Source organism: Arthrobacter sp. H-02-3 (assembly GCF_003097355.1).
GTDB lineage: Bacteria > Actinomycetota > Actinomycetes > Actinomycetales > Micrococcaceae > Arthrobacter > Arthrobacter humicola.
Map to the genome: position 1 here is coordinate 82,375 of NZ_PYUI01000016.1, position 23,076 is coordinate 105,450.

Below are 23,076 nucleotides of genomic sequence, written 5' to 3' on the forward strand. Positions count from 1 at the left end.
GGTGGTCCCTTCCGTCGTCTGGTGCTGGTGCTGGTGCCGGTGCTGGTGCCGGTGCCGGGCCGGCGACCGGCATCACCAGATGCTGACGCGCTCCTGCGGCGGCATCCACATGCCGTCCTGCTCGGTGACGCCGAACGCTTCGTGGAAGGCGTCCAGGTTCTTGGCGATCGCATTGGTGCGGAATTCGTTGGGGGAGTGCGGGTCTGTCGCCAGCCGGCGGACGGCTTCCTCCGTCCGGATGACCTGCCGCCACCCCGCGGCCCAAGACGCGAAGAACCGCTGGAACCCCGTCATCCCGTCGAGCACCGGCGGCTCCTGCCCGTCGAGGCTGATCAGGTAGGCCTTGTAGGCGATGGTGAGGCCCCCGAGGTCGCCGATGTTTTCGCCCAGGGTGAGCTTGCCGTTGACGTTATGGCCGGGCGCGGCCGTGGGGGAGAGGGCGTCGAATTGCGCCACCAGCTTGGAGGTCAGGGCCTCGAAGGCGGTGCGGTCGTCCTGGGTCCACCAGTTCCGGAGCAGGCCGCTGCCGTCATACTGCGAGCCCTGGTCATCGAAGCCGTGGCCGATTTCGTGCCCGATCACCGCGCCGATGCCGCCGTAGTTGACGGCGTCGTCGGCGTCGGCGGTGAAGAAGGGAGGCTGCAGTATGGCGGCGGGAAACACGATCTCGTTGAGCAGCGGGTGGTAGTAGGCGTTGACCGTCTGCGGGGTCATGAGCCACTTCTCCCGGTCCACAGGTTTGCCGACCTCGTCAAGGTGACGGTCGACGTCGGCGCTGTGCGCGCGCTCCACGTTCCCCAGCAGATCCGCGGGATCGACCTCGACGGCGGAGTAGTCGATCCACTTGTCCGGGTAGCCGATCTTGGCGCGGAAGGAGTCCAGCTTCTTGAGCGCCTCGAGCTTGGTTTCCGCGCCCATCCACTCCAGCCCCGTGATGGACTCCCGGTACGCCTCGATCAGGTTGGCCACGAGGCCCTGCATACGTGCCTTATTGCCTTCCGGGAAGTGCCGGGCAACGTAGATCTGGCCTACGGCCTCGCCGAGGGCCGCCTCGACTACCGCGACGCCGCGCTTCCAGCGGTCCTTGATCCGCGGCGTCCCGCTCAAGGTCGTGCCGTAGAAGGCGAAGTTCGCGTCCACGAACGCGGAGGACAGGTATGGGGCAGCGGCGCTGACGACGCGCATGGCGAGCCATTCCTGCCACGTGGCCAGCGGTTCGCTGTCCAGCAAGGAGGCGGCGCCCGAGAAGAAGTCGGGAGTGCTCATCACGAGTTCGGTGCGCTTTTCCGGGGCGATGCCGGCCGCGTCGAACCAGTCGGCCAGGAGCGGGAAGAGTTCCGCTGCCTCGGCGGCGGACTTCAGGTTGTACGTCTTCTGCGGATTCCGCAGCGTCACGTTGTCCCAGTGGTGCGAGGCCAGTGCGGTTTCCAGCGCGACGACCCGCCCGCCCGCGCCATCGGGATCGGCAACGCCGGCCAGGGCAAGCATGGCCTCGACGTGCTCCTGGTAGGCCTGGACCATGGCCGCGAACTTCTCTTCGCGGTAGTACGACTCGTCCGGAAGGCCGAGGCCGCCCTGGCCGGTGTAGAGCAGGATCCGGTCCGGGTTGCCGGCGTCCGGCGCGGGGTAGATGTAGAAAAGGCCGCCCACGTCGGCGCGGAACAGCCGTCCGGCCAGCGCCACGAGTTCGGGAACCGACGTCGTGGCGAACACCTCCGCCAGCCGGGCCCGGAGCGGATCCAGGCCCTTCGCCTCGGCCGCGGCCTCGTCCATGAAGCTGTTGTAGAGGTCCCCGATCTTCCGCTCGATGCCGGTGGCCTCTGCGCCGCGGGCGGCCGCCTGCTCGATGATCTCCTTCACGGCAAGCTCCGACGCGTCCCTCAGGGCCGTAAACGTGCCCTCCAGCGGCCGGTCGTCCGGAATGACCGTGCTCGTGAGCCAGCCGCCGTTCACGTACTGGTACAGGTCATCCTGCGGACGGACACCGGCATCGATGGTGGACAGGTCGATCCCCGAAAGTGGCACGGATGCTCCTTTGAGAGGCAGGCCGGCACCGGAGCTTGTGTCGGTGCACGGTCTGCATAGTGGACGTTGCGGTGGTCTGGCTCCTTCATCTTACGCACCCGTGTTACTGTGAAAAGGTGCGCGCAGAACTGCTTCTCCTTAGCTGCCGCGGCGAGGCCTCAGACGCGATCTAGCGCAAGGCCAACCCTCGCTGCGGAGTTTGTGTTGCCCGGCCACCCTTTCACCAAGAATCACAGAAAAGGCCCCGATAGTAATGCGAAACGCACAGAAGCCCTCAGGAATGCCGGTCCACCGTTACGTCCCATTCCAGGACCAGATCACCGTTGAACTGCCGGATCGCACCTGGCCGGACAAGCGCATCACGAAGGCCCCGCGCTGGTGCGCCGTGGACCTGCGCGACGGCAACCAGGCCCTCATCGATCCCATGAGCCCGGCCCGCAAGCTGAAGATGTTCGACCTGCTGGTCCGGATGGGCTACAAGGAGATCGAGGTCGGCTTCCCCTCGGCGTCGCAGACGGACTTCGACTTCGTCCGGCAGCTGATCGAGGGCAACCACATCCCCGACGACGTCACGATCCAGGTGCTGACCCAGGCCCGTGAACACCTGATCGAGCGGACCTACGAGTCCCTGGTCGGCGCGAAGCAGGCCATCGTCCACCTCTACAACTCCACGTCCGTCCTGCAGCGCCGCGTCGTGTTCAACCAGGACGAAGACGGCATCCTGGACATCGCCCTGCAGGGCGCCCGGCTGTGCAAGAAGTACGAGGAAACCCTCGTCGACACCCACATCACCTACGAATACTCGCCCGAATCCTTCACCGGAACCGAGCTGGACTACGCCGTGCGCGTCTGCAACGCGATCGCCGACGTCTTCGAGGCATCGGCGGACCGCCAGGTCATCATCAACCTGCCCGCCACGGTCGAGATGGCCACCCCGAATGTGTACGCCGACTCCATCGAATGGATGAGCCGGAACCTGCACCCGCGCGAAGGCATCATCCTGTCCCTGCACCCGCACAACGACCGCGGCACCGGCGTCGCCGCTGCCGAGCTCGGCTACCTGGCCGGCGCAGACCGGATCGAAGGCTGCCTCTTCGGCAACGGCGAGCGGACCGGCAACGTGGACCTGGTGACCCTGGGGCTGAACATGTTCGTACAGGGCATCGATCCCATGATCGACTTCTCCAACATCGACGAAATCCGCCGCACGGTGGAGTACTGCAACCAGCTGCCGGTCGCCGAGCGCGTGCCGTACGGCGGGGACCTCGTCTTCACCGCGTTCTCCGGCTCGCACCAGGACGCCATCAAGAAGGGTCTGGAAGCCCTCGAAAAGGACGCCGCCGCCGCCGGCAAGGACGTCGCCGACTACACCTGGCAGGTTCCGTACCTGCCGGTCGACCCGAAGGACCTCGGCCGCAGCTACGAGGCCGTCATCCGCGTCAACTCGCAGTCCGGCAAGGGTGGCGTCGCCTACCTGCTGAAAAACGAGCACAACCTGGACCTGCCTCGCCGCGCCCAGATCGAGTTCTCCGGCGTCATCCAGAAGCAGACCGACACCGTGGGCGGCGAGGTCAGCGGTGCCCAGCTCTGGCAGGTCTTCCAGGACGAATACCTGCCGTCCACGGCCGCCGACACCCAGTGGGGACGCTACGCGCTCGGGGCGATTGGCACCGAAACGGACGAGGCCGGGGCGATGACCCTGACCGCGTCGCTGAAGATCGACGGCGCCCAGGTCCGCCGCACCGGCACCGGCAACGGCCCCATCGCGGCCCTGCTGAGCATCCTGCGCGAGGACGGCGTTGACGTCCGCGTGCTGGACTACAGCGAGCACGCCCTGTCCGAGGGCGGCAGCGCCCTGGCCGCCGCGTATGTCGAATGCGCCGTGGGCGAGCGGGTGCTGTGGGGTGTCGGGATCGACGCGAACACCATTACGGCCTCGCTCAAGGCAGTCATCTCGGCCGTGAACCGGGCCATCCGGGACGCCCGCGCCTGATTCGGCCCTTGACGCAGCTGAGGCACAGCGCACTGCGCCGCCGGAACCTTCCGGCGGCGCAGTCTTCTTTGCGCCAACAGGGCGTTGCCCGTGCCGTGTTTCCGCACAGAGAGTGCGAAGATTAACTGTGGTCCAACAATCCTTTGCAGCGCGCGCCTACCGTGATGACGCCGTCGTGCTGCGCACCCACAAGCTGGGCGAGGCGGACCGGATCATCACGTTGCTGACAAAGCACCACGGCCAGGTCCGTGCGGTGGCGAAGGGTGTCCGCCGCACCAGCAGCCGTTTCGGCGCCCGGCTGGAGCCGTTCATGGTGGCCGATCTCCAACTGATTTCCGGCCGCACGCTGGACGTCGTGACGCAGGCCGTGGCCAAGGGCGCCTACGGCGGCAACATCGCCGCCGACTACGGCCGCTACACGGTGGCCGCGGCCATGACCGAGACGGCGGAGAGGCTCACCGACGTCGACGGCGAGGCCGGCACCGCGCAATACAACCTGCTGGTCGGAGCGCTGGCGTCGCTGAGCAGGGGCGACCACGCCCCCGAGCTCATCCTCGACTCGTACCTGCTGCGCGCCCTCGCGACCGGCGGCTGGGCGCCCAGCTTCACCGACTGCGCCAGGTGCGGTGCACCCGGCCCGCACACCGCCTTTTCCGCACCGCTGGGCGGCATGGTCTGCCCCGAGTGCCGGCCGCCGGGTTCCCCGGCGCCGGCCGCGGAGACGGTGCTCCTGCTGGGTGCCCTGCTCACCGGGAACTGGACGACGGCGGATGCCTCGGCGTCCGTTCACCGGCGGGAAGCGGCCGGCCTGGTGGCAAGTTACCTCCAGTGGCACCTGGAGAGAGTCCTGAAATCCCTCAAACATGTGGAGCGAACGTAGAAGTGGCATTGGGAAGAAGCTTGGGAAGGAACCTGGAGAAGAGCCAGGCAAAGCAGGGGGCGGTCCGGCGCCGGACAGCCCCGGTGGTGGCCCCCTACCCGCACCCGTCCGGGGCTGTTCCGCCCGCCATCCCCGCGGAGTTCATTCCGCGGCACGTCGCGATCGTCATGGACGGCAACGGCCGCTGGGCCAACCAGCGCGGCCTGCCAAGGATCGAGGGCCACAAGGCGGGGGAGCCTGCCCTCCTGGACGTCATGGCCGGCGCGATCGAACTGGGGATCGAGCACGTCAGCGTGTACGCCTTCTCCACCGAGAACTGGCGCCGGTCCCCGGAGGAGGTGCGCTTCCTCATGGGATTCAACAAGGACGTGCTGCGCCGGCAGCGGAACCAGCTCGATGAGTGGGGGGTCCGCATCCGCTGGTCCGGGCGGCGCCCGAAACTGTGGGGCTCGGTGATCCGCGAACTCGAAGAGGCCGAGGACTACACCCGCGGCAACAGCACCTGCACCCTGAACATGTGTATCAACTACGGCGGACGCGCCGAGATCGCCGATGCCGTCGCCGCGATCGCGGAGGAAGTGGCGCAGGGCCGGCTCAAGCCGGGGGCCATCACCGAACGGACCATCCAGAAGTTCCTGGACGAGCCCGACCTGCCGGATGTTGACCTGTTCCTGCGCAGCTCCGGCGAGCAACGGCTCTCCAACTTCATGCTGTGGCAGTCCGCCTACGCCGAATTCGTGTTCCTGGACACCCTGTGGCCGGACGTGGACCGGCGGACGCTCTGGGACGCCGTCGAGATCTATGCCCAGCGCGACCGGCGGTACGGCGGAGCCGTCGACGCCGCTCCCGCCACAGGCAGCCAAGGCGCCTGAGCCTCAATCAAACACGTAGGCCCTCATCCAGCGGGACAGCCGGGAATAAGCGTCCGCGCGGACCCGCGGCGCCGAGAGGAAGACGTCGTGCAGCGCGCCGTCGATCCGCTCCAGCGTGACGGTGCGGCCCAGGCTCAGGGCGCGCAGGGCGATTGTGTTGACGTCCAGGACCGCGTCGGTGCGGCGCATGGACTCCTTCCAGAACATCCCGTTGGCGCTGGCCGCTGAGATGAGCACGAGGATGGGTACGTCGATGGTCAGTCCGCGGGCCACTTTGGACTGTCCGGAGAGCACGGCGCTGAGCCAGCCGGCACGGACCGGAAAGGCATGGGGCGGACGGTAGGCGTCGTCCAATGCCCATTCGCCCTCCGCCGCGCTGCTGATGCTGCGCCAGTAGAAGGCCCGCTCCGGCAGCCGGATCACCGACTCGGGCCAGAACCGGGCGAAGGGCTCCACCATGGTCCGCGCGGCGCGGCGCAACGCCGGGCTGCCATGGACTTCCAGCCACGGACTGTCCAGGATCAGCTGCGACGCCACTCCCGGATGCCGGTCCGCCCACAGCGCCGCGATCAGCCCGCCGGTGGAGTGGCCCATGAGCGCCAGCTGTGGCGCCGCGCCGGCCGGCCGGAGCGAGGCGATGATGCCGATCGCCGCCGTGATCTCGGCATCGTAGTTGTCCAGGTCCGCGACGTAGCCGCCGTGGGTTCCTGGCCGGAGGCTGCGGCCGTGGTTGTGCATGTCCAGGGCGAAGAACTCAAAGCCCTTGCCGGTCCAGAACTCCGCAAGTTCCTCGTTGAAGAAGTAGTCACTCCACCCGTGCAGGAACAGGACCGCCCGCGCCGGCAGCGCTGTTCCCGTCCCGGCTGAGGCGGCGCCCTCGGGGCCGGCGGGGGTGTGACGGACCAGGGTGGCGGTGCGCAGTACGCCGTCGGGGCCGGCCGCCTCGAAGGCACACGCCTGGAAATCGTCCCCCAGGATGTCGGTCTGCCACTGCATCGACATTCCTCCCATGCTTCTGACTGTGCTGCTGACTAGACGGCCAGCGCCGCGGCGCGGCCCGCTGAGCGTCCGGAGAAGAGGCATCCGCCCAGGAAGGTCCCCTCGAGCGCGCGGTAGCCGTGGATTCCGCCGCCGCCGAACCCGGCGGCTTCACCGGCCGCGAACAGTCCCGGTACGGGCTGACCGGCGGCGTCCAGCACCCGCGACTGCAGATCCGTGTGGAGGCCGCCAAGGCTCTTGCGCGTCAGGACGGAGAGCCGGACGGCAAGCAGCGGCCCGTGCCGCGGATCCGTGAGCCGGTGCGGTGGCGCCACCCGCATGATCTTGTCCGTGGCGAAGCGGCGGGCGGCCCGGATGGCGGCCAGCTGCGGATCCTTGCCCAACCCGCTCGAAAACTGCCGGTCGCGGGCACGGACCAGCCGCTCCAGTTCCGTGGCATCAATGAGCCCGGCGCCGGTGAGGTCGTTCATCTTTCCGGCCAGCCCGGCGGGAGTCTTGGCCTGCAGGAAGTCGACCCCGCGGTCCAGGAAGCGCTGGAGCGGCGTGTCGCTGCCCGGCCGCAGCCGCGAGGCCAGCAGCCGGACGTCCTTGCCCGTGAGATCGGGGTTTTGCTCGGAGCCGGAAAGTGCGAACTCCTTCAGGGCAATCGTCCTGTTAAGGACGAACCACGAATGGGCATGTCCGGTGGTCAGAATGTGGCGCAGCGCCCCGAGGGAGTCGAAGCCGGGAAACAGGGGAGGGGGGAGCATCCGCCCCGCCGCATCCAGCCACAGGGCCGAAGGCCCGGGCAGGATCCGGATGCCGTGCCGCGGCCAGACCGGGGAATGGTTATGGATGCCCTCCGGGTAGTGCCACATCCGGTCGCCGTTAATGAGGTTCCCGCCGGCCTGGCTCACGGCCGGCAGAAAGTCTCCGTCCACCGAGGCGGGCACACCGCTCAGCATCGTTTCCGGCGCTCCGCCTCCCGGCCACTGTCTGCGGACCGACTCGTGGTTCCCGCCGATCCCGCCGGTCGTGACCACGACAGCTGCTGCCGCTGCCTCGAAGTTGCCGGCCCGGTGCCTGGAGGATTTTTCGCCCCGCCCCGCAGCGCTGGACTCGAGCAGCTCGCCGCGGACGCCGCTGATCCGGCCCGCAGTCTTGATGAGCCCGGTGGCGCGGTGCCGGAAATGGAAGCTCACGCGTCCGGCGTCAACGCCTTCACGGAGTTTTGCCAGGAAGGGCGCCAGCAGGGCGGGTCCCGTGCCCCATACGACGTGGAAGCGCGGGACCGTGTTGCCGTGGCCGTCCGGGCCGTAGCCGCCGCGTTCGGCCCACTGCACCAGGGGAAACAGCCCGACGCCCAGCGCGGCGAGCCAGGCGCGCTTTTCCCCGGCCGCGAAGTTCACGTACGCCGCCGCCCACTCCTTCGCCAGCGCATCCTCGGGCCGGTCGAATCCTGCGGACGCGTGCCAGTCGGCGAGGGCCAGCTCTTCACTGTCCCGCACGCCGAGCCGGCGCTGTTCGGGGGAGTTGACCAGGAAGAGGCCGCCAAAGGACCAGTGTGCCTGGCCGCCGACGGATGCCTCCGGCTCCTGATCCAGCAGCGCCACCCGCCGGCCGGCAGCATACGCCTGCGCCGCGGCCACGAGCCCGGCCAGGCCCGCGCCGACGACCACGACATCGGCCTCGATCCCGCGCCCCGGCACCCCACGGCTGCCCGTCCCGACACCATCATTGCTGGTCATGGCTTCATGCTAACGCGCCCCGGGGTTCTTGGGCGCCGCATCCACGGCACGCAGCACCGCAGTTGCAACGGCCGTCATACCGGCAGTCATAACGGTTGCCCGTAGCGCGCTGGTTTGGTCTGGACGGCCCGAACCGGAAAACTAGAGGCATGCGCGTATATCCCACATTCTTCCGGCTGGCCTTCTCATGGATGGACGCCGAACGCGCCCATAAGATCGGGTTCAAGGCCATCCGGCTGGCCCACAGCTGCGGCGCCGGCCGGGTGCTGCAGAAGTTCACCGCCCCGGCGGCGTCCCTGCAGACCGAGGCGTTTGGCCTGACCTTCCCGTCGCCGTTCGGCCTCGCGGCCGGCTTCGACAAGGAGGGCCACGGCATCGAGGCGCTCACCGAGCTCGGCTTCGGCCACGTGGAAGTCGGCACCATCACCGGCCAGGCCCAGCCCGGCAACCCGGCACCCCGGCTCTTCCGCCTCGTGGAGGACCGGGCCGTCATCAACCGGATGGGGTTCAACAACGACGGCGCCGCGGCGGTGGCTCCGCGTCTGAAGTCCGCCCGGGCCGCCCTGCAGCGGCATTACCCCGGCGTGCGGCCCGTAATCGGGGTCAACATCGGCAAGAGCAAGGTGGTGGGACTCGAGGATGCAGTCTCCGACTATCTGATCAGCGCACGCAGCCTCGCCCCGGCCGCCGACTACCTGGTGGTCAATGTCAGCTCGCCCAACACGCCCGGCCTGCGGCTGCTGCAGGACGTCGAGACCCTGCGCCCGTTGTTGACCGCCGTCGGCGAGGAAGCGGACAAAGCGGCGGGCCGCCACGTTCCGCTCCTGGTCAAGATCGCACCCGACCTCAGCGACGAGGACATCGACGACGTCGCGCGCCTGGCGCTGGACCTGAAGCTGGACGGCATCATCGCGACCAACACCACCATCGCCCGCACCGGACTCTCGGCCAGCCCGGAGAAGGTCGAGGCCTGCGGGGCCGGGGGACTCTCCGGGGCGCCCCTGAAGAAGCGGGCGCTGGAGGTCCTGGCCCGGCTTAAGTCCGTTACGGGCGGCGCATTGACCCTCGTCTCCGTGGGCGGCGTCGAAACCGCCCAGGATGTGCAGGCGCGGCTGGACGCCGGCGCCACCCTCGTCCAGGGCTACACGGCGTTTCTGTACGAAGGCCCGTTCTGGGCCGCCCGCATCAACCGGCTGCTGGCCACGCACCCGAGCCGGCGCTAAGCCGCCGCTGGCCGGGCCACCTGCCCCGCGCGACGAAGCCCCCGGCAGTATTGAACTGCCGGGGGCTTCGTGGTTGGAAATCCTAGGGACAAATGATCAGGCGGGGAACTCTCCGCGGCTGACCTGGGGCTTGGGCAGGCGCAGCCGGCGGAACTGCAGGGAGCGCATCGAGCCGTACCAGACGGTGCCGCGTTCCACCTCGCCGAACTTCTCGCTGAGCCGCTTCTTGAGCTTGCGGGAGAGGATGAAGACATCCACGAAGACGGCCAGGAACATAACCCAGAAGGCGCCCAGGACGTAGATCATCTGCTGGCTGGAAGCCGGCACCAGCAGCGAGATGACGACGAACAGGAGTGCCCCGAACATGAGGTACTCGCCCAGGCTGAAGCGGGCATCGACGTAGTCACGGGTGAAACGCTTCTGCGGACCTTTGTCGCGCACCGGCAGGAACTTCTCGTCACCGCTGTCCATGGCCTGCCGCATCTTGAGCCGCTGTTCCGTGACGGCGGCGCGCTCGGCCGCCTTGGAAGCCTTGCGGTCTTCCGGCACGAGCGGCCGCTTGCGGGCGGCCTCCTGGGCGCTCCGCTTGGGCGTGGGCGCGCCCTTGCCGGTCACGGTGCCCCGGGCTGCCGCCTCGGCCGCCTGCTGGTCAACTACGTTCTGCGCCGCGGGCGCTTCCTTTTTTCGTCCAAACACCCCTAAAGAATACCCCGCAGATCCCGGCGCGAGACCCAGCACACACGCGGTCAGCCACGCCCTCACGCTGTTTGCCGTGATCCAGCACACGGTAGTGTTTTCGCCATGACTTCATCAACTGCGGGGAACCCGCAAACCACCATGGACCACGCCGGCACCATCGATGCCGAGGCCCTCCGCCAGGCCGTGACGGAATCGTTCGATGAAACGATCAGCCGGCTGAAGGACCTTGTCGCCATTCCGGGCATCGCCTGGCCCAGCTTTGACCCGGCTCCGCTGAACCGCAGCGCAGACGCCGTCGCCGGCCTCGTGCGCGCCAGCGGCTTCGAGGACGTCCGGATCCTCCGCTGCGACAAGGAAGACGGAACGCCAGGCGGCCCCGCCGTCGTCGCCCGCCGCCCGGCCGCCGCCGGCAAGCCCACCGTTCTGCTCTACGCCCACCACGACGTCCAGCCCACCGGCGACCTCGCGCTGTGGGAAACCGACCCCTTTACCGCCGTCGAACGCGACGGGCGGCTCTTCGGCCGCGGCGCCGCGGATGACAAAGCGGGCATCCTCGCCCATGTCGCCGCCTACTCCGCCGTGACGCGCGTGCTCGGTGACGAGCTTGGCCTCGGCGTGACATTCTTCTTCGAAGGGGAAGAAGAGGCCGGTTCACCGACGTTCCGGACATTCCTCGAGACCCACCGCGAACTGCTGCGCGCTGACGTGATCGTCGTGGCCGACTCCAGCAACTGGAAGGTCGGCATCCCGGCCCTGACCACGAGCCTGCGCGGCCTGGTGGACGGCACCATCGAAGTCAAGGTGCTCGACCACGCGGTGCATTCGGGCATGTTCGGCGGTCCGGTGCTTGACGCGCCGACCCTGCTGTCCCGTCTGATCGCGACCCTTCACGACGCCGATGGCAGCGTCGCGATCGAGGGCCTCGTGAGCCGTGACGACGTCACCGTGGACCTGACCGAAGAGGAATACCGGGCGGACGCTTCCGTGCTCGACGGCGTCAAGCTCGCCGGGACCGGGAGCATTGCCTCACGCATGTGGACCAAGCCGGCCCTGTCGATCATCGGTTTTGACGCTCCGGCCGTCGACGTCGCCTCCAACACCCTGCTGCCCCGCGCCCGGGCCAAGTTCAGCCTGCGGCTGGCTCCCGGGCAGGATCCGGCAGCCGCCATGGAAGCCGTCCGCAAGCACGTCGAAGCCAATGCGCCGTTCGGCGCGCAGGTGGTGTTCACGCCGGGGGAGAGCGGCAACTCCTTCTTGACGGACACGGCCTCCAAGGCCGCGGGCGTGGCCATGTGGGCCCTCGGCGAAGCCTGGGGCGTACCGGCGGTGGAGATGGGGATCGGCGGGTCCATCCCGTTCATCGCGGACTTGACCGAGCTGTACCCGGACGTGCAGATCCTGGTGACCGGCGTCGAGGATCCGGATTCCCGCGCGCACAGCGCCAATGAATCCCTCCACCTGGGCGACTTCCGGAACGCGATCATCGCCGAGGCGCTGCTGCTGGCGCGCCTCAACGAGGAAGGGGCGCTCTAACCTCCGTTCCCGGGGAACATCCAGCGTGCTGGGACGGTTACGTCAGGAGTTAGAGCTACAGGGCTGATCGACGTAGCATGTAGCTATAGCCCATACCGTTTAAGTAGGGGCGGGCACCGCGCAAGCGGGGCCGCCACCACCGTTGCAAGAAGGTAGGCCATGAGCACTACAACCAATGAAAACAGCGCCGACGCCACGGCCCCCGAGGCCGGCGAGCTGGCCACGCACGAAGTCATGCTGACTGACGTCGCGGCCGGCAAGGTCCGCAGCCTCCTCGAGCAGGAAGGCCGCACTGATCTGCGCCTGCGCGTTGCCGTGCAGCCCGGCGGTTGCTCCGGCCTGATCTACCAGCTCTACTTCGACGAGCGCCTGCTCGACGGAGACGCTGTGCGCGACTACGACGGCGTGGAAGTCGTCGTCGACAAGATGAGCGTTCCTTATCTCAGCGGTGCCAGCATCGACTTCGAGGACACCATCTCGAAGCAGGGCTTCACGATCGACAATCCGAATGCCGGCGGCTCCTGCGCCTGCGGGGATTCTTTCCACTAATTCCTTCCACTAAGGCCGGGCATATTGCCCGGCCTTAGTGCCGCCCCGGCCTCAACGAGCGGGACCCGGAAAAAGGTCCCGACGCACGGCGCGGACATGTGGGCGAAAACTCCCGGGGAGCGGTAAGCTCTACACCGAGTAGTAAAACTTTTCGTTTGCCCTGCCCGTAATTCGCGGGGCAACAGCAACAAGTAGGAAGGGCCGTCTGTGAGTTCGCAGAACCGAACCGGCAGCCGACGCAAACAGATCACTACGATCACTGGCTTGGCACTAGCCGGCGCGTTGGCTTTGACTGGATGTTCACCAGAGGTACAGAGGGGCTGGTTGCCCACCGAACGTGGCACCACCAGTAATACTGACCGCATCATGGACCTCTGGGTCAACTCATGGATTGCCGCGCTGGTCGTCGGCATCATCACTTGGGGCCTGATGATCTGGTGCATCGTTGCTTACCGCCGCCGCAAGGGCACGGTGGGCTTCCCCCGTCAGAACAGCTTCAACCTTCCCCTGGAAGTGTTCTACCTGACGATCCCGCTCTTCATGGTCCTGGTGTTCTTCTACTTCACCGACCGCGACCAGCAGCAGATCGATGACCGCTCCAAGCCGGCCGACGTCGTCGTCGACGTCCGCGGCAAGCAGTGGGCATGGGACTTCAACTACAAGAAGGGCGACGTCATCACCGACGACGTCCACGAAGCCGGCGTCCAGGCCCACCTGACCGGTAACGACGTGGACAAGGAAAAGCTGCCCACCCTTTACCTGCCGGTCAACAAGTCGGTTGACCTCGAACTGAATTCCCGCGACGTCATCCACTCCTTCTGGGTGCCTGCCTTCCTGCAGAAGCGCGACATGATCCCCGGCAAGACCAACTACATCCGGTTCACTCCCACCAAGGAGGGAACCTACGACGGCAAGTGTGCCGAACTTTGTGGCGAGTACCACTCCGAAATGCTGTTCCGCGTGAAGGTTGTCTCCGACTCGGAGTTCCAGGCGCACATGAACCAGTTGCGCCAGGACGGGAACACCGGCCTGCTCGGTGACGAGTACGACCGCAACCCGGTCCCGACCGAAACCAAGTAAGGGGAGCGACGTGGCAACTTACACTCAATCCGCCGGGATCCTCGAGGCTCCCGTAGTACCCAAATCCAAGGGGCGCATCGTCGTCAACTGGATCACCTCGACCGACCACAAGACGATCGGGTACATGTACCTGATCGCGTCGTTCATCTTCTTCTGCTTCGGCGGCATCATGGCGCTGCTGATCCGTGCCGAGCTCTTCGAGCCGGGCATGCAGATCCTGCAGACCAAAGAGCAGTACAACCAGCTCTTCACCATGCACGGCACAGTGATGCTCCTGATGTTCGCGACGCCGCTCTTCGCCGGCTTCACCAACGTCATCATGCCCCTGCAGATCGGTGCACCCGACGTCGCGTTCCCGCGACTGAACGCACTGGCCTTCTGGTTCTTCCTCTTCGGTTCCACCATTGCGGTGTCCGGCTTCATCACCCCGCAGGGCGCCGCGTCCTTCGGCTGGTTCGCCTACGCGCCGCTGTCTGACACGACGTTCAGCCCCGGCGTGGGCGGTGACCTCTGGGTCTTCGGCCTGGCGCTCTCCGGCTTCGGCACCATCCTCGGCGCCGTCAACTTCATCACCACGATCATCTGCATGCGTGCCCCCGGCATGACCATGTGGCGCATGCCGATCTTCACCTGGAACGCACTCGTGACGTCCATCCTGGTCCTGATGGCCTTCCCGCCGCTGGCCGCCGCACTGTTTGCGCTCGGTGCCGACCGCCGCTTTGGCGCTCACATCTTCGACCCCGCGAACGGCGGTGCCGTCCTCTGGCAGCACCTGTTCTGGTTCTTCGGCCACCCTGAGGTGTACATCATCGCCCTGCCGTTCTTCGGCATCGTCTCGGAGATCTTCCCGGTCTTCAGCCGCAAGCCGATCTTCGGCTACAAGGGCCTGGTCTACGCGACCATCTCCATCGCCGCACTGTCCGTGACCGTGTGGGCACACCACATGTACGTCACCGGCTCGGTCCTGCTGCCGTTCTTCTCCTTCATGACGATGCTGATCGCCGTTCCGACCGGTGTGAAGTTCTTCAACTGGATCGGCACCATGTGGCGGGGTTCCATCACCTTTGAAACCCCCATGCTGTGGAGCATCGGCTTCCTGGCGACCTTCCTCTTCGGTGGCCTGACCGGCATCATCCTGGCCTCGCCGCCGCTGGACTTCCACGTCTCGGACTCCTACTTCGTCGTGGCGCACTTCCACTACGTGGTCTTCGGTACGGTCGTGTTCGCCATGTTCGCGGGCTTCTACTTCTGGTGGCCCAAGTGGACCGGCAAGATGCTCAACGAGCGTCTCGGCAAGATCCACTTCTGGATGCTGTTCCTGGGCTTCCACGGCACCTTCCTGATCCAGCACTGGCTGGGTGTCGAGGGTATGCCGCGCCGCTACGCCGACTACCTGCCGCAGGACAACTTCACGTGGATGAACCAGTTCTCCACCATCTCCTCCTTCGTCCTGGGCGCCTCGCTGATCCCGTTCTTCTGGAACATCTACATCACCTGGCGCAGCAACGACCGCGTGGAAGTTGATGACCCGTGGGGCTTCGGTGCCTCGCTCGAGTGGGCCACGTCCTGCCCGCCGCCGCGCCACAACTTCACGTCCCTGCCCCGCATCCGCTCCGAACGTCCCGCGCTGGACCTGCACCACCCGGAGCTCTCCCAGAACTACACCGTCGATTCTCCTGCTCCGGCAGCAGCAGCGCTCGGTAACGCCGACCAGAAGGACTCCGGCAAGTGAAAATCGAATCAAGGATCTTTGGCCTCGGCGTCTTCTTCTTTGTCCCGGTGGCGTTCATTTACGGGTACCTGACGAACTGGACCGAATGGGTGGGAGCACTTGCCATCCTGTTGGTCGGTGGCCTTGCCGGCATGATCGGTGCCTACCTCGGCTTCACCGGCCGGCGCGTGGGTATGCGACCCGAGGACCGCAACGACGCCGAAATCCACGAAGGTGCCGGCGAACAGGGCCACTTCAGCCCCTGGAGCTGGTGGCCGCTGGTTCTCGGCATCGCCTGCGCTACCGGATTCCTCGGCATGGCCGTCGGATTCTGGATTGTCTTCATCGCGGGCGGCCTCGCGGTCGTCGCGCTGGTCGGCTGGGTCTACGAGTACAGCCGCGGTGACCACGCTCACTAGCGTCCACACAGACAAATCTCCATAACGCATACGACGGCGGGCCCCACCACAAAGGTGGGGCCCGCCGTCGTATGCGTGCTTAAGGCTGGGGAAGTCCAGAGAGCGGTCCGCAGGCGGGGCGGTAATCCGAGTCCGCACCGCGAACCGGGAGCGCCGCCCAGGGGCCTCAGGCGGCGGCCGCCGATTCGAGGAGGATCCTAAGCTCCTCGAGTGCGTTCTCTGCCTGCGCCAGGGTGAAACGGCCCGGGAGGGCGTCCGCCGCGACGGCAAGCTCCACTTCACAGCCACATGCGAAGTCCTCGGTCATGACCTCCAGCAGCGAGCGGGCGTCCACGCCCGGTCTGCCGTCCTTGCTGATGGTCACCGGAAGCCCGGTGGCGGTGACGGCGCGGACAAATACCGCCGCCGGGCGGGCGTGAAGGCCGATGGCGGCCGTGACGATTGCCTTGCGAACTGGCAACGGGACTCCTTTGTGCTGGTGCAGGTTCTGCTCATGATGGTCTGGCGGACGCGCGCATCCGGACGGGGAACCAGTCCGGAGCGACAGGATCAGGTCACCTGGTGCCGGTCCGCATCTTCAAGGGTAGTCGCGGGGGAGCGGACGGGACGAACTGCGACGGCCGGGTGGTCTAGACCTGCGGGGCTGCGGGTTTACCCTTGATACATGACTGTTTTTCCCACGCCGGGACCCGCTGCGAGGCTGCATCATGCCGTCTTCTAACGCGTCCGCGATGGTTGGCGACATTGATCGGCAGAGCGGCATCCCCATTTACGTCCAGCTGCGTGAAATCCTCCGTGCGCACATCGCTGCGGCCTGCCCGCCGGGTTCGGCGCTGCCGTCTGAGCGCGACCTCGCCGAGCGGTTCGGACTCGCCCGGATGACCGTCCGCCAGGCCATCGATGCGCTCGTGGGCGAGGAAGTGATTGAACGCGTCGTGGGGCTTGGCACGTTCGTGCGCAAGCCCAAACTCGACCTCCAGGTCAAACTGACCTCGTACAGTGAGGAGATGCAGCGCCGCGGCATGGTCCCGGCGGCCAAGGTCCTGAGCTTCGAACAGATCGGCGCCAGCGCCTTCCTGGCCCGCGAGCTGCAACTGGAGGAGGGCACGCCTCTGGTCCGGTTCCGGCGGCTGCTGCTGGCCGACAACGAGCCCATGAGCGTGGACGAGAACTTCATCCCGGCCCACCGGGTGCCGGGCCTGCTGGATGAGGCACCGCCCACGTCCCTCTACAACGTGCTGAGCGAACGCTACGGGCTGGTCATGGAATGGGGCGAGGACATGATCGAGGCGACGGCCGCCTCGCCGTCAACGGCCAGGCTCCTGAACGTGGAGGTCGGCACGCCGCTGCTGAAGATCCAGCGCCATGCTTTTGTGGCCCGCGCGATGGTGGACTACTCCGTGTCCTACTACCGGGCCGACCGGTACAAGCTTTGGGTGCCCCTGCAACGCCCCGGGGTCCGGCCCACCCGCAACTACGCCTCGGGCTACCGCCCGTAGCCACAGCAGCCAGCCAGATGCAGAAAGGCCCGGTCCCAAGGGGGACCGGGCCTTTCTGCTAGTGCTGCTCGGTGCTGCCTAGTGGCTCAGCGTCTTCTGCGAAGCTGCTGCCTCGACGGCCTCGTGGCTGCCGTGGTGGCCGTGTGCGGCTTCCAGCTCGGCGGGAGTGACCGGGGCAACCCGGTCCTCGAAGAACCAGCGGGAGAGCTTGGCGCGACGGTTTTCCTTGCGGTCCACGACGCCGTGTTCGTTCGGCACCGCGGGCAGCGGGGCCGGTGACTCGAAGCCGACCAGCTTGTAGCGCTTGTACTCGTCCAGCGGGGCGTGAACCTCGATGAACTCACCGTGCGGCAGGCGCACGATGCGTCCGGTTTCACGGCCGTGCAGGGCGATCTCACGGTCCTTGCGCTGGAGCGCCAGGGCGACGCGCTTAGTCACGACGAACGCGATCACCGGGCCGACGAAGAACAGTGCGCGCAGCCAGTAGGTCACATCGTTCAGGGCAACGTTGAAGTGCGTGGCGATGAGGTCCGAGCCTGCGGCGGCCCACATCACGCAGTACCAGACGAAGCCGGCCATGCCGATGGCCGTACGGGTAGGAGCATTGCGGGGACGGTCCAGGACGTGGTGCTCGCGGTTGTCCTTCGTGATCCAGCGTTCGATCCACGGGTAGGTGAACATCACGGTGAACAGGATGCCGGCCGGGACGAGCGCCGGCAGAAGGACGTTGAAGGTGAAGACGTGGCCAAACCACACCTGCTCGACCTTCCAGTCGCCGATCGTGCCCGGCATCAGGCGCAGGGCGCCGTCAACGAACCCGATGTACCAGTCAGGCTGCGTGCCTGCCGACACCGGTGAAGGGTCGTACGGGCCGTAGTTCCAGATCGGGTTGATGGTGAAGAACGCCGCCATGAGGGCGACCACACCGAACACGATGAAGAAGAAGCCGCCGGCCTTCGCCGCGTAAACCGGGCCCAGGGGGTAGCCGACGACGTTGCCGTCGTTACGGCCGGGGCCGGGGTACTGCGTGTGCTTGTGCACAACCACCATGAAGAGGTGCATCACGATCATCAGCAGGATGAGCGCGGGAACCAGGAGGATGTGCAGCATGTACAGGCGGCTAATGATCATGGTGCCGGGGAACTCGCCGCCGAAGAGGAAGAACGAGGTGTAGGTGCCGATGACCGGAATGGACTTGATGACGCCGTCGATGATGCGCAGGCCGTTGCCGGAGAGCAGGTCATCGGGGAGCGAGTAGCCGGTGAAGCCTGCAGCCATGGACAGGATGAGCAGGACGCCGCCCACCACCCAGTTCAGCTCGCGGGGCTTGCGGAAAGCGCCGGTGAAGAAGACGCGGAGCATGTGCACAGACACGGAGGCGACGAACAGCAGTGCGGACCAGTGGTGTACCTGGCGCATGAACAGACCGCCGCGGACATCGAAGGAGATGTTCAGGGAGGAGCTGTACGCCACGGACATTTCAACGTTCTTCAGCGGCGTGTACGAGCCCGCGTAGTGCGTCTCCGCCATGGACGGATCGAAGAAGAACGTCAGGAACGTGCCCGAGAGGAGCAGGATGACGAAGGAGTACAGTGCCACTTCGCCAAACATGAATGACCAGTGGTCAGGGAAGACCTTCCGGCCGAATTCGCGGAGGATTCCGGAGCCGCCAACACGCTGGTCGACGAAGTCGGTGATGCGGCCGCCTGTGGTCTTGGCGACGAAGACGGGGGCATCAGGAGTTAGGGATGAGGACATGCTGCTCACGCTCCCAGTAGCTCGGTCCAACGGGTTCATGGAAGTCGCTCGTGGCGACCAGGTAGCCCTCGGCGTCGACTGCGATAGGCAGTTGGGGGAGAGGACGGCTGGCCGGGCCGAAGATAACCTTGCACTGTTGGGTCAGGTCGAAGGTTGACTGGTGGCACGGGCACAGCAGGTGGTGGGTCTGCTGCTCGTACAAGGCAACAGGGCAACCAACGTGGGTGCAGATCTTGGAGTAAGCCACAATCCCGTTGTAGGCCCAGCTTTCACGGCCGGGGGAAGGGTGGAGCTCGTTCGGGTCCAGGCGCATGAGCAGAACGACGGCCTTGGCCTTTTCGTTCAGTCTGCCTTCGCTCAGTTCGTTCAGCCCTTCCGGGATGACGTGGAAGGCAGAGCCGATGGTGACGTCCGCGGCCTTGATGGGAGTGCCATCGGGGTCGCGAGCAAGGCGCTTCAGCTTGCCGTCCGGGGCCGGAGCCCACAGAGTGTGCGCCAGTGCGAAGTCCGGCCGGGGGCCGAGGTCACCGAAGATGGCCAATGCCGGCAGGGGTGCGAGTGCAACCGCGCCGAGCAGGGTATTGCGGATCAACGGCCGGCGCTTGATGCCGGTTTCTTCGACAATGTCATCAACGATGCGGACGGCAGCCTGGCGGTCTTCCTCGGTGCGGATCGCGTGGCGCTCTTCCGAGACCTCGTGGTCCGGCATCAAGGCCTTGGCCCAGTGGACGATGCCGGTGCCGATGCCCAGCATCGCGAACGCGGTGCCGATGCCCAGCAAGGCATTCTGGAGTCGGATCGTGGCGATCGAGGAATCGTTCCCCAGATCGATCGCGAAGTACGACACCAGGAATATCAGGGTGCCAACGACCGAGGTGCCGAACAGAAGGGCTACCTGCCGTTCTGCTTTCTTTGCGGCCCTCGGGTCCGTGTCAGCCAGGCGCAAACGGTGCGGGGGAATTCCAGGATCCTGGAACTTCTCCACCTCATTCTGACCAGCCGTAGCTACGGTGCCCGAGTGGTTCGGACTGCCGTCACTATGGTTGCCCATAATTCGCCTCATCCTTCTCTCGTCTCGGCCTATGCCGAGTTAGGTTTCAATTCAAACTGCTGACGGGTCAGCAGAAAATTCTTACAGGTGCAAGGTCCGCTTAGGAGGTGCGGGATGTGAGCCAGATCGTGAACGCGATGATGACGCCCAACCCGGCAATCCAGACAAAGAGACCTTCGGAAACCGGTCCCAAAGCTCCAAGATCTGCGCCGCCGGGTGAACCGTTGGATTCAATCTGCTTCAGGTAGGTGATGATGTCGCGTTTCCCCTCGGGGGAGATGTTCGCGTCATTGAAGACCGGCATGTTCTGGGGGCCGGTGACCATGGCTTCGTAGATGTGCTGTCCGGAGACACCCGAGAGCGCCGGGGCGAACTTGCCCCGGGTCAGGGCACCGCCGGCGGCGGCGGCGTTGTGGCACATGGCGCAGTTGGTGCGGAAGAGTTCCCCACCCTTGGCTGCGTCGCCCTTCTCATCAAGCACACCCGCTTCGGGGATGGCCGGGCCGGGGCCCAGCGAGGCAACGTAAGCAGCGAGCTGCTTGGTCTGTTCCTCGTTGAACTGGTTGGGCTTCTTCTGGGCCTGCGGGCCGTTCATCTGCATGGGCATGCGGCCGGTGCCGACCTGAAAGTCAACAGCGGCGGCGCCGACGCCCACAAGCGACGGTCCGGACTGAGAGCCGCTGGCACCCATGCCGTGGCAGGTGGCGCAGTTGGCGGCGAAGAGCTTGCCGCCTTCCTCTACGTCGCTTGCGCTGTAGGTATTGGTGTCGGCCTTGGCCTGGTTGACGGTGGTGGCAACGGCGTACAGCCCACCCGTGACCAAGAGGCCCATCAGCAGCAGGGCAATTGCTGCCAGTGGGTGACGTCGCTTCTGCGAGAGTGCCTTCACGTGGTGGTTCCTTTATTCGATCCTGCGGTGGCTCCTGGAGCCGCTTCTTGAAATTCTGCCTCTTGTAGAAAAAGAGTCAAGTCAGGGCTACTTGAGGACGTAGATGACCAGGAAGAGGCCAATCCAGACGACGTCCACGAAGTGCCAGTAGTACGAGGTGACAATCGCCGAGGTTGCTTCAAAGTGGCCGAACTTCTTCGCGGCGAAGGAGCGGCCCAAGATGAGCAGGAAGGCAATGAGGCCGCCGATGACGTGCAGGCCGTGGAAGCCCGTCGTTATGTAGAAGGCGGAACCGTAGGCGTTGGAGGACAGCGAGACGTGCTCGGAAACGAGCATGGAGTACTCGGTCGTCTGACCGGCAACGAAGAAGGCACCCATGAGGAACGTGAGGATGAACCATCCGTTCATCCCCCAGCGGGTGAAGCTGAAGACTCCGCCGGTCCGGCGCGGCTGGAGCCGCTCCGCAGCGAAGACGCCCATCTGGCAAGTAAAGGAACTTGCCACAAGGACGATCGTGTTAACGAGCGCAAAGGGGAAGTTGAGCTTGGCTGTCTCTTCAGCCCACATCAGTCCGGAGGTCGAACGGAGTGTGAAGTACATGGCGAAGAGACCGGCGAAGAACATCAACTCACTGGACAGCCATACAACGGTTCCAACAGAAACCATGTTCGGGCGGTTCAGCGTCGGGTGCGCCGGGGTACTGGGGGCATGGGTCGCAGATGTCACATAGACATTATGTCTATAAAAGTCCGTCCTGCCCAACGCAAACCGCCATTTCGGAGGACTTTTTCTACAAAGACGCGAATTCGCGCGGAAAAGTTCCCGGAGGGGTTCACATTGGTCTTTGCGGGGCCGACCTCGATAGCATCGGGAGGTGACTTCTCAGGCATCCGCACAGGCGGCAGGCAACACCTGGCCGCGGCTCATCAACGCACTCATCGGCGGCGCGGACCTCACCGCCGGGAGCACCGAATGGGCCATGAACTCGATCATGTCGGGCGAGGCCACGCCGGTCCAGGTGGCCGGTTTCCTCGTGGCCCTGCGGTCCAAGGGCGAGACCGTTGATGAGGTTGCCGGCCTCGTGGAAGCCATGGTGGCCAACGCCAACCCCATTGACATTGCCGGCGAGAAGCTGGACATCGTCGGCACCGGCGGCGATCAGCAGAACACCGTCAACATCTCGACGATGGCCGCGCTGATCTGTGCCGGCGCCGGCGCGAAGGTGGTCAAGCACGGCAACCGGGCGTCGTCGTCGTCGTCGGGATCCGCCGATGTCCTGGAGGCGCTCGGCGTCCGGCTGGATCTGCCGATTGCCCGCGTGGCGCTCAACGCCGAAGAAGCCGGGATCACCTTCTGCTTCGCCCAGGTGTTCCACCCCTCGATGCGGCATGCCGCCGTGGCCCGCCGGGAACTCGGTGTCCCGACCGCGTTCAACTTCCTGGGCCCGATGATCAACCCGGCACATGTCCAGGCTTCGGCCGTGGGGGTCGCCAATGAACGGATGGCCCCCCTCGTGGCCGGCGTGCTGGCCAAGCGGGGGAGCCGGGGCCTGGTGTTCCGCGGCAATGACGGCCTGGATGAACTGACCACCACCGGCCCGTCCCGGGTGTGGGAGATCCGCAACGGCGAGGTTAGGGAAGAGACGTTTGACCCGCGGGAACTGGGTATCCGGCAGGCGACGCTGGAGGAGCTGCGCGGCGGCGACGCTGCGGCCAATGCCGCCGTCGTCCGTGCTGTCCTCGCCGGCGCGCCCGGGCCGGCCCGCGATGCGGCGCTGCTCAACGCCGCCGCCGGCCTCGTGGCATTCGACCTCGACGCCGCCGGTCCTCTCGCGGAGCGCATGGCGGCTGCGCTGAAGCGGGCCGAGGAATCCATTGAGTCCGGGGCGGCCTCCGCGGTGCTGGACCGGTGGGTCGCGTTGTCGCAGGCTGCCTGAGCCGCAAACGTCCGGGGCGGGGGGGGGGCCGCAGTCGGGGCGCCCCGCCCCCGCCGGGGGGGCGGGCGGCGCGGGCGGCACACGCGTGGACCGTCGCCGTCCTGGCGGGCGGGCCGCCGACGATGCGGGCCCCGGGGTCCGTCCGACGGTCCGGGCAGACCGCCCGGCAGGCTGCCCGGCAGAGCGCGGGGTACGGCTTGGAGCACCGGTCCGGGCGTGGGACGCTTAGAGTC

20 protein-coding genes are annotated in these 23,076 nt (G+C 66.4%); 11 read left to right on the forward strand and 9 right to left on the reverse strand.

Annotation, left to right across the window (positions count from 1 at the left end):
• Positions 1–72 precede the first annotated feature (72 nt).
• The gene (locus tag C9424_RS15215) at positions 73–2,025 is read right to left on the reverse strand and encodes a M13 family metallopeptidase (protein WP_116767689.1); all 1,953 of its coding nucleotides are present in this window, start codon (positions 2,023–2,025) and stop codon (positions 73–75) included.
• Positions 2,026–2,278: 253 nt separating this feature from the next.
• Here C9424_RS15215 and leuA point away from each other — a divergent pair, with 253 nt between their 5' ends.
• The 3 genes from leuA (at position 2,279) to C9424_RS15230 (ending at position 5,770) form a co-directional block, all read left to right on the forward strand.
• Positions 2,279–4,018, forward strand: a complete 1,740-nt coding sequence (leuA, locus tag C9424_RS15220; RefSeq protein WP_116767691.1) for a 2-isopropylmalate synthase — start codon at positions 2,279–2,281, stop codon at positions 4,016–4,018.
• A 127-nt stretch (positions 4,019–4,145) separates the two neighbouring features.
• Complete coding sequence (recO, locus tag C9424_RS15225; RefSeq protein ID WP_116767693.1) at positions 4,146–4,898, forward strand: DNA repair protein RecO; 753 nt, start codon at positions 4,146–4,148, stop codon at positions 4,896–4,898.
• Positions 4,899–4,918: 20 nt separating this feature from the next.
• Positions 4,919–5,770, forward strand: coding sequence for an isoprenyl transferase (locus tag C9424_RS15230; RefSeq protein WP_116767695.1), 852 nt, complete (start codon positions 4,919–4,921; stop codon positions 5,768–5,770).
• Between the two features lie 3 nt (positions 5,771–5,773).
• Here the strand turns inward: C9424_RS15230 and C9424_RS15235 are convergent, their stop codons facing one another.
• The gene (locus C9424_RS15235; RefSeq protein WP_116767697.1) at positions 5,774–6,766 is read right to left on the reverse strand and encodes an alpha/beta hydrolase; all 993 of its coding nucleotides are present in this window, start codon (positions 6,764–6,766) and stop codon (positions 5,774–5,776) included.
• A gap of 35 nt (positions 6,767–6,801) precedes the next feature.
• Positions 6,802–8,496, reverse strand: a complete 1,695-nt coding sequence (locus C9424_RS15240; protein WP_116767699.1) for an FAD-binding dehydrogenase — start codon at positions 8,494–8,496, stop codon at positions 6,802–6,804.
• Between the two features lie 149 nt (positions 8,497–8,645).
• Here C9424_RS15240 and C9424_RS15245 point away from each other — a divergent pair, with 149 nt between their 5' ends.
• Positions 8,646–9,719 carry a quinone-dependent dihydroorotate dehydrogenase gene (locus tag C9424_RS15245; protein ID WP_116767701.1) on the forward strand — a complete coding sequence of 358 codons (1,074 nt, stop codon included), beginning with the start codon at positions 8,646–8,648 and terminating at the stop codon, positions 9,717–9,719.
• A gap of 96 nt (positions 9,720–9,815) precedes the next feature.
• Here the strand turns inward: C9424_RS15245 and C9424_RS15250 are convergent, their stop codons facing one another.
• The gene (locus tag C9424_RS15250; protein ID WP_116767703.1) at positions 9,816–10,415 is read right to left on the reverse strand and encodes a DUF3043 domain-containing protein; all 600 of its coding nucleotides are present in this window, start codon (positions 10,413–10,415) and stop codon (positions 9,816–9,818) included.
• 105 nt (positions 10,416–10,520) lie between these two features.
• Here C9424_RS15250 and C9424_RS15255 point away from each other — a divergent pair, with 105 nt between their 5' ends.
• From C9424_RS15255 to C9424_RS15275, 5 genes are all read left to right on the forward strand, one after another.
• Positions 10,521–11,951: a dipeptidase gene (locus tag C9424_RS15255; protein ID WP_202615893.1), complete on the forward strand. Its 1,431-nt coding sequence runs from the start codon at positions 10,521–10,523 to the stop codon at positions 11,949–11,951.
• A gap of 159 nt (positions 11,952–12,110) precedes the next feature.
• Positions 12,111–12,500 carry a HesB/IscA family protein gene (locus C9424_RS15260; protein ID WP_091251656.1) on the forward strand — a complete coding sequence of 130 codons (390 nt, stop codon included), beginning with the start codon at positions 12,111–12,113 and terminating at the stop codon, positions 12,498–12,500.
• A 207-nt stretch (positions 12,501–12,707) separates the two neighbouring features.
• A complete protein-coding gene (gene ctaC / locus C9424_RS15265) occupies positions 12,708–13,580 on the forward strand; it encodes an aa3-type cytochrome oxidase subunit II (RefSeq protein ID WP_116767707.1) in 873 nt (290 codons plus the stop codon).
• 10 nt (positions 13,581–13,590) lie between these two features.
• Positions 13,591–15,312, forward strand: coding sequence for an aa3-type cytochrome oxidase subunit I (ctaD, locus tag C9424_RS15270; RefSeq protein ID WP_116767708.1), 1,722 nt, complete (start codon positions 13,591–13,593; stop codon positions 15,310–15,312).
• Positions 15,309–15,710: a cytochrome c oxidase subunit 4 gene (locus tag C9424_RS15275; RefSeq protein WP_116767710.1), complete on the forward strand. Its 402-nt coding sequence runs from the start codon at positions 15,309–15,311 to the stop codon at positions 15,708–15,710. The genes ctaD and C9424_RS15275 overlap by 4 nt, the downstream gene beginning before the upstream one ends.
• 166 nt (positions 15,711–15,876) lie before the next feature.
• Here C9424_RS15275 and C9424_RS15280 read toward each other — a convergent pair whose 3' ends face one another.
• Entirely contained in the window at positions 15,877–16,170 is a 294-nt protein-coding gene (locus C9424_RS15280) for an HPr family phosphocarrier protein (protein ID WP_116767712.1), read from the reverse strand.
• 247 nt (positions 16,171–16,417) lie between these two features.
• On the opposite strand from C9424_RS15280, the gene C9424_RS15285 reads away from it, so the two are divergent.
• Positions 16,418–17,209, forward strand: a complete 792-nt coding sequence (locus tag C9424_RS15285) for a GntR family transcriptional regulator (protein WP_116767714.1) — start codon at positions 16,418–16,420, stop codon at positions 17,207–17,209.
• Positions 17,210–17,287: 78 nt separating this feature from the next.
• Here C9424_RS15285 and qcrB read toward each other — a convergent pair whose 3' ends face one another.
• From qcrB to ctaE, 4 genes are all read right to left on the reverse strand, one after another.
• On the reverse strand, positions 17,288–18,967 hold the full coding sequence (gene qcrB / locus C9424_RS15290) for a cytochrome bc1 complex cytochrome b subunit (RefSeq protein WP_116767716.1): 1,680 nt from the start codon (positions 18,965–18,967) through the stop codon (positions 17,288–17,290).
• Entirely contained in the window at positions 18,945–20,018 is a 1,074-nt protein-coding gene (qcrA, locus tag C9424_RS15295; protein ID WP_116767718.1) for a cytochrome bc1 complex Rieske iron-sulfur subunit, read from the reverse strand. Before qcrA ends, qcrB begins: the two co-directional genes overlap by 23 nt.
• A 100-nt stretch (positions 20,019–20,118) precedes the next feature.
• On the reverse strand, positions 20,119–20,907 hold the full coding sequence (qcrC, locus tag C9424_RS15300) for a cytochrome bc1 complex diheme cytochrome c subunit (RefSeq protein WP_116767720.1): 789 nt from the start codon (positions 20,905–20,907) through the stop codon (positions 20,119–20,121).
• A gap of 87 nt (positions 20,908–20,994) precedes the next feature.
• Positions 20,995–21,633 carry an aa3-type cytochrome oxidase subunit III gene (ctaE, locus tag C9424_RS15305; RefSeq protein ID WP_202615894.1) on the reverse strand — a complete coding sequence of 213 codons (639 nt, stop codon included), beginning with the start codon at positions 21,631–21,633 and terminating at the stop codon, positions 20,995–20,997.
• Between the two features lie 148 nt (positions 21,634–21,781).
• Here ctaE and trpD point away from each other — a divergent pair, with 148 nt between their 5' ends.
• On the forward strand, positions 21,782–22,843 hold the full coding sequence (trpD, locus tag C9424_RS15310) for an anthranilate phosphoribosyltransferase (protein WP_116767724.1): 1,062 nt from the start codon (positions 21,782–21,784) through the stop codon (positions 22,841–22,843).
• Positions 22,844–23,076 lie beyond the last annotated feature (233 nt).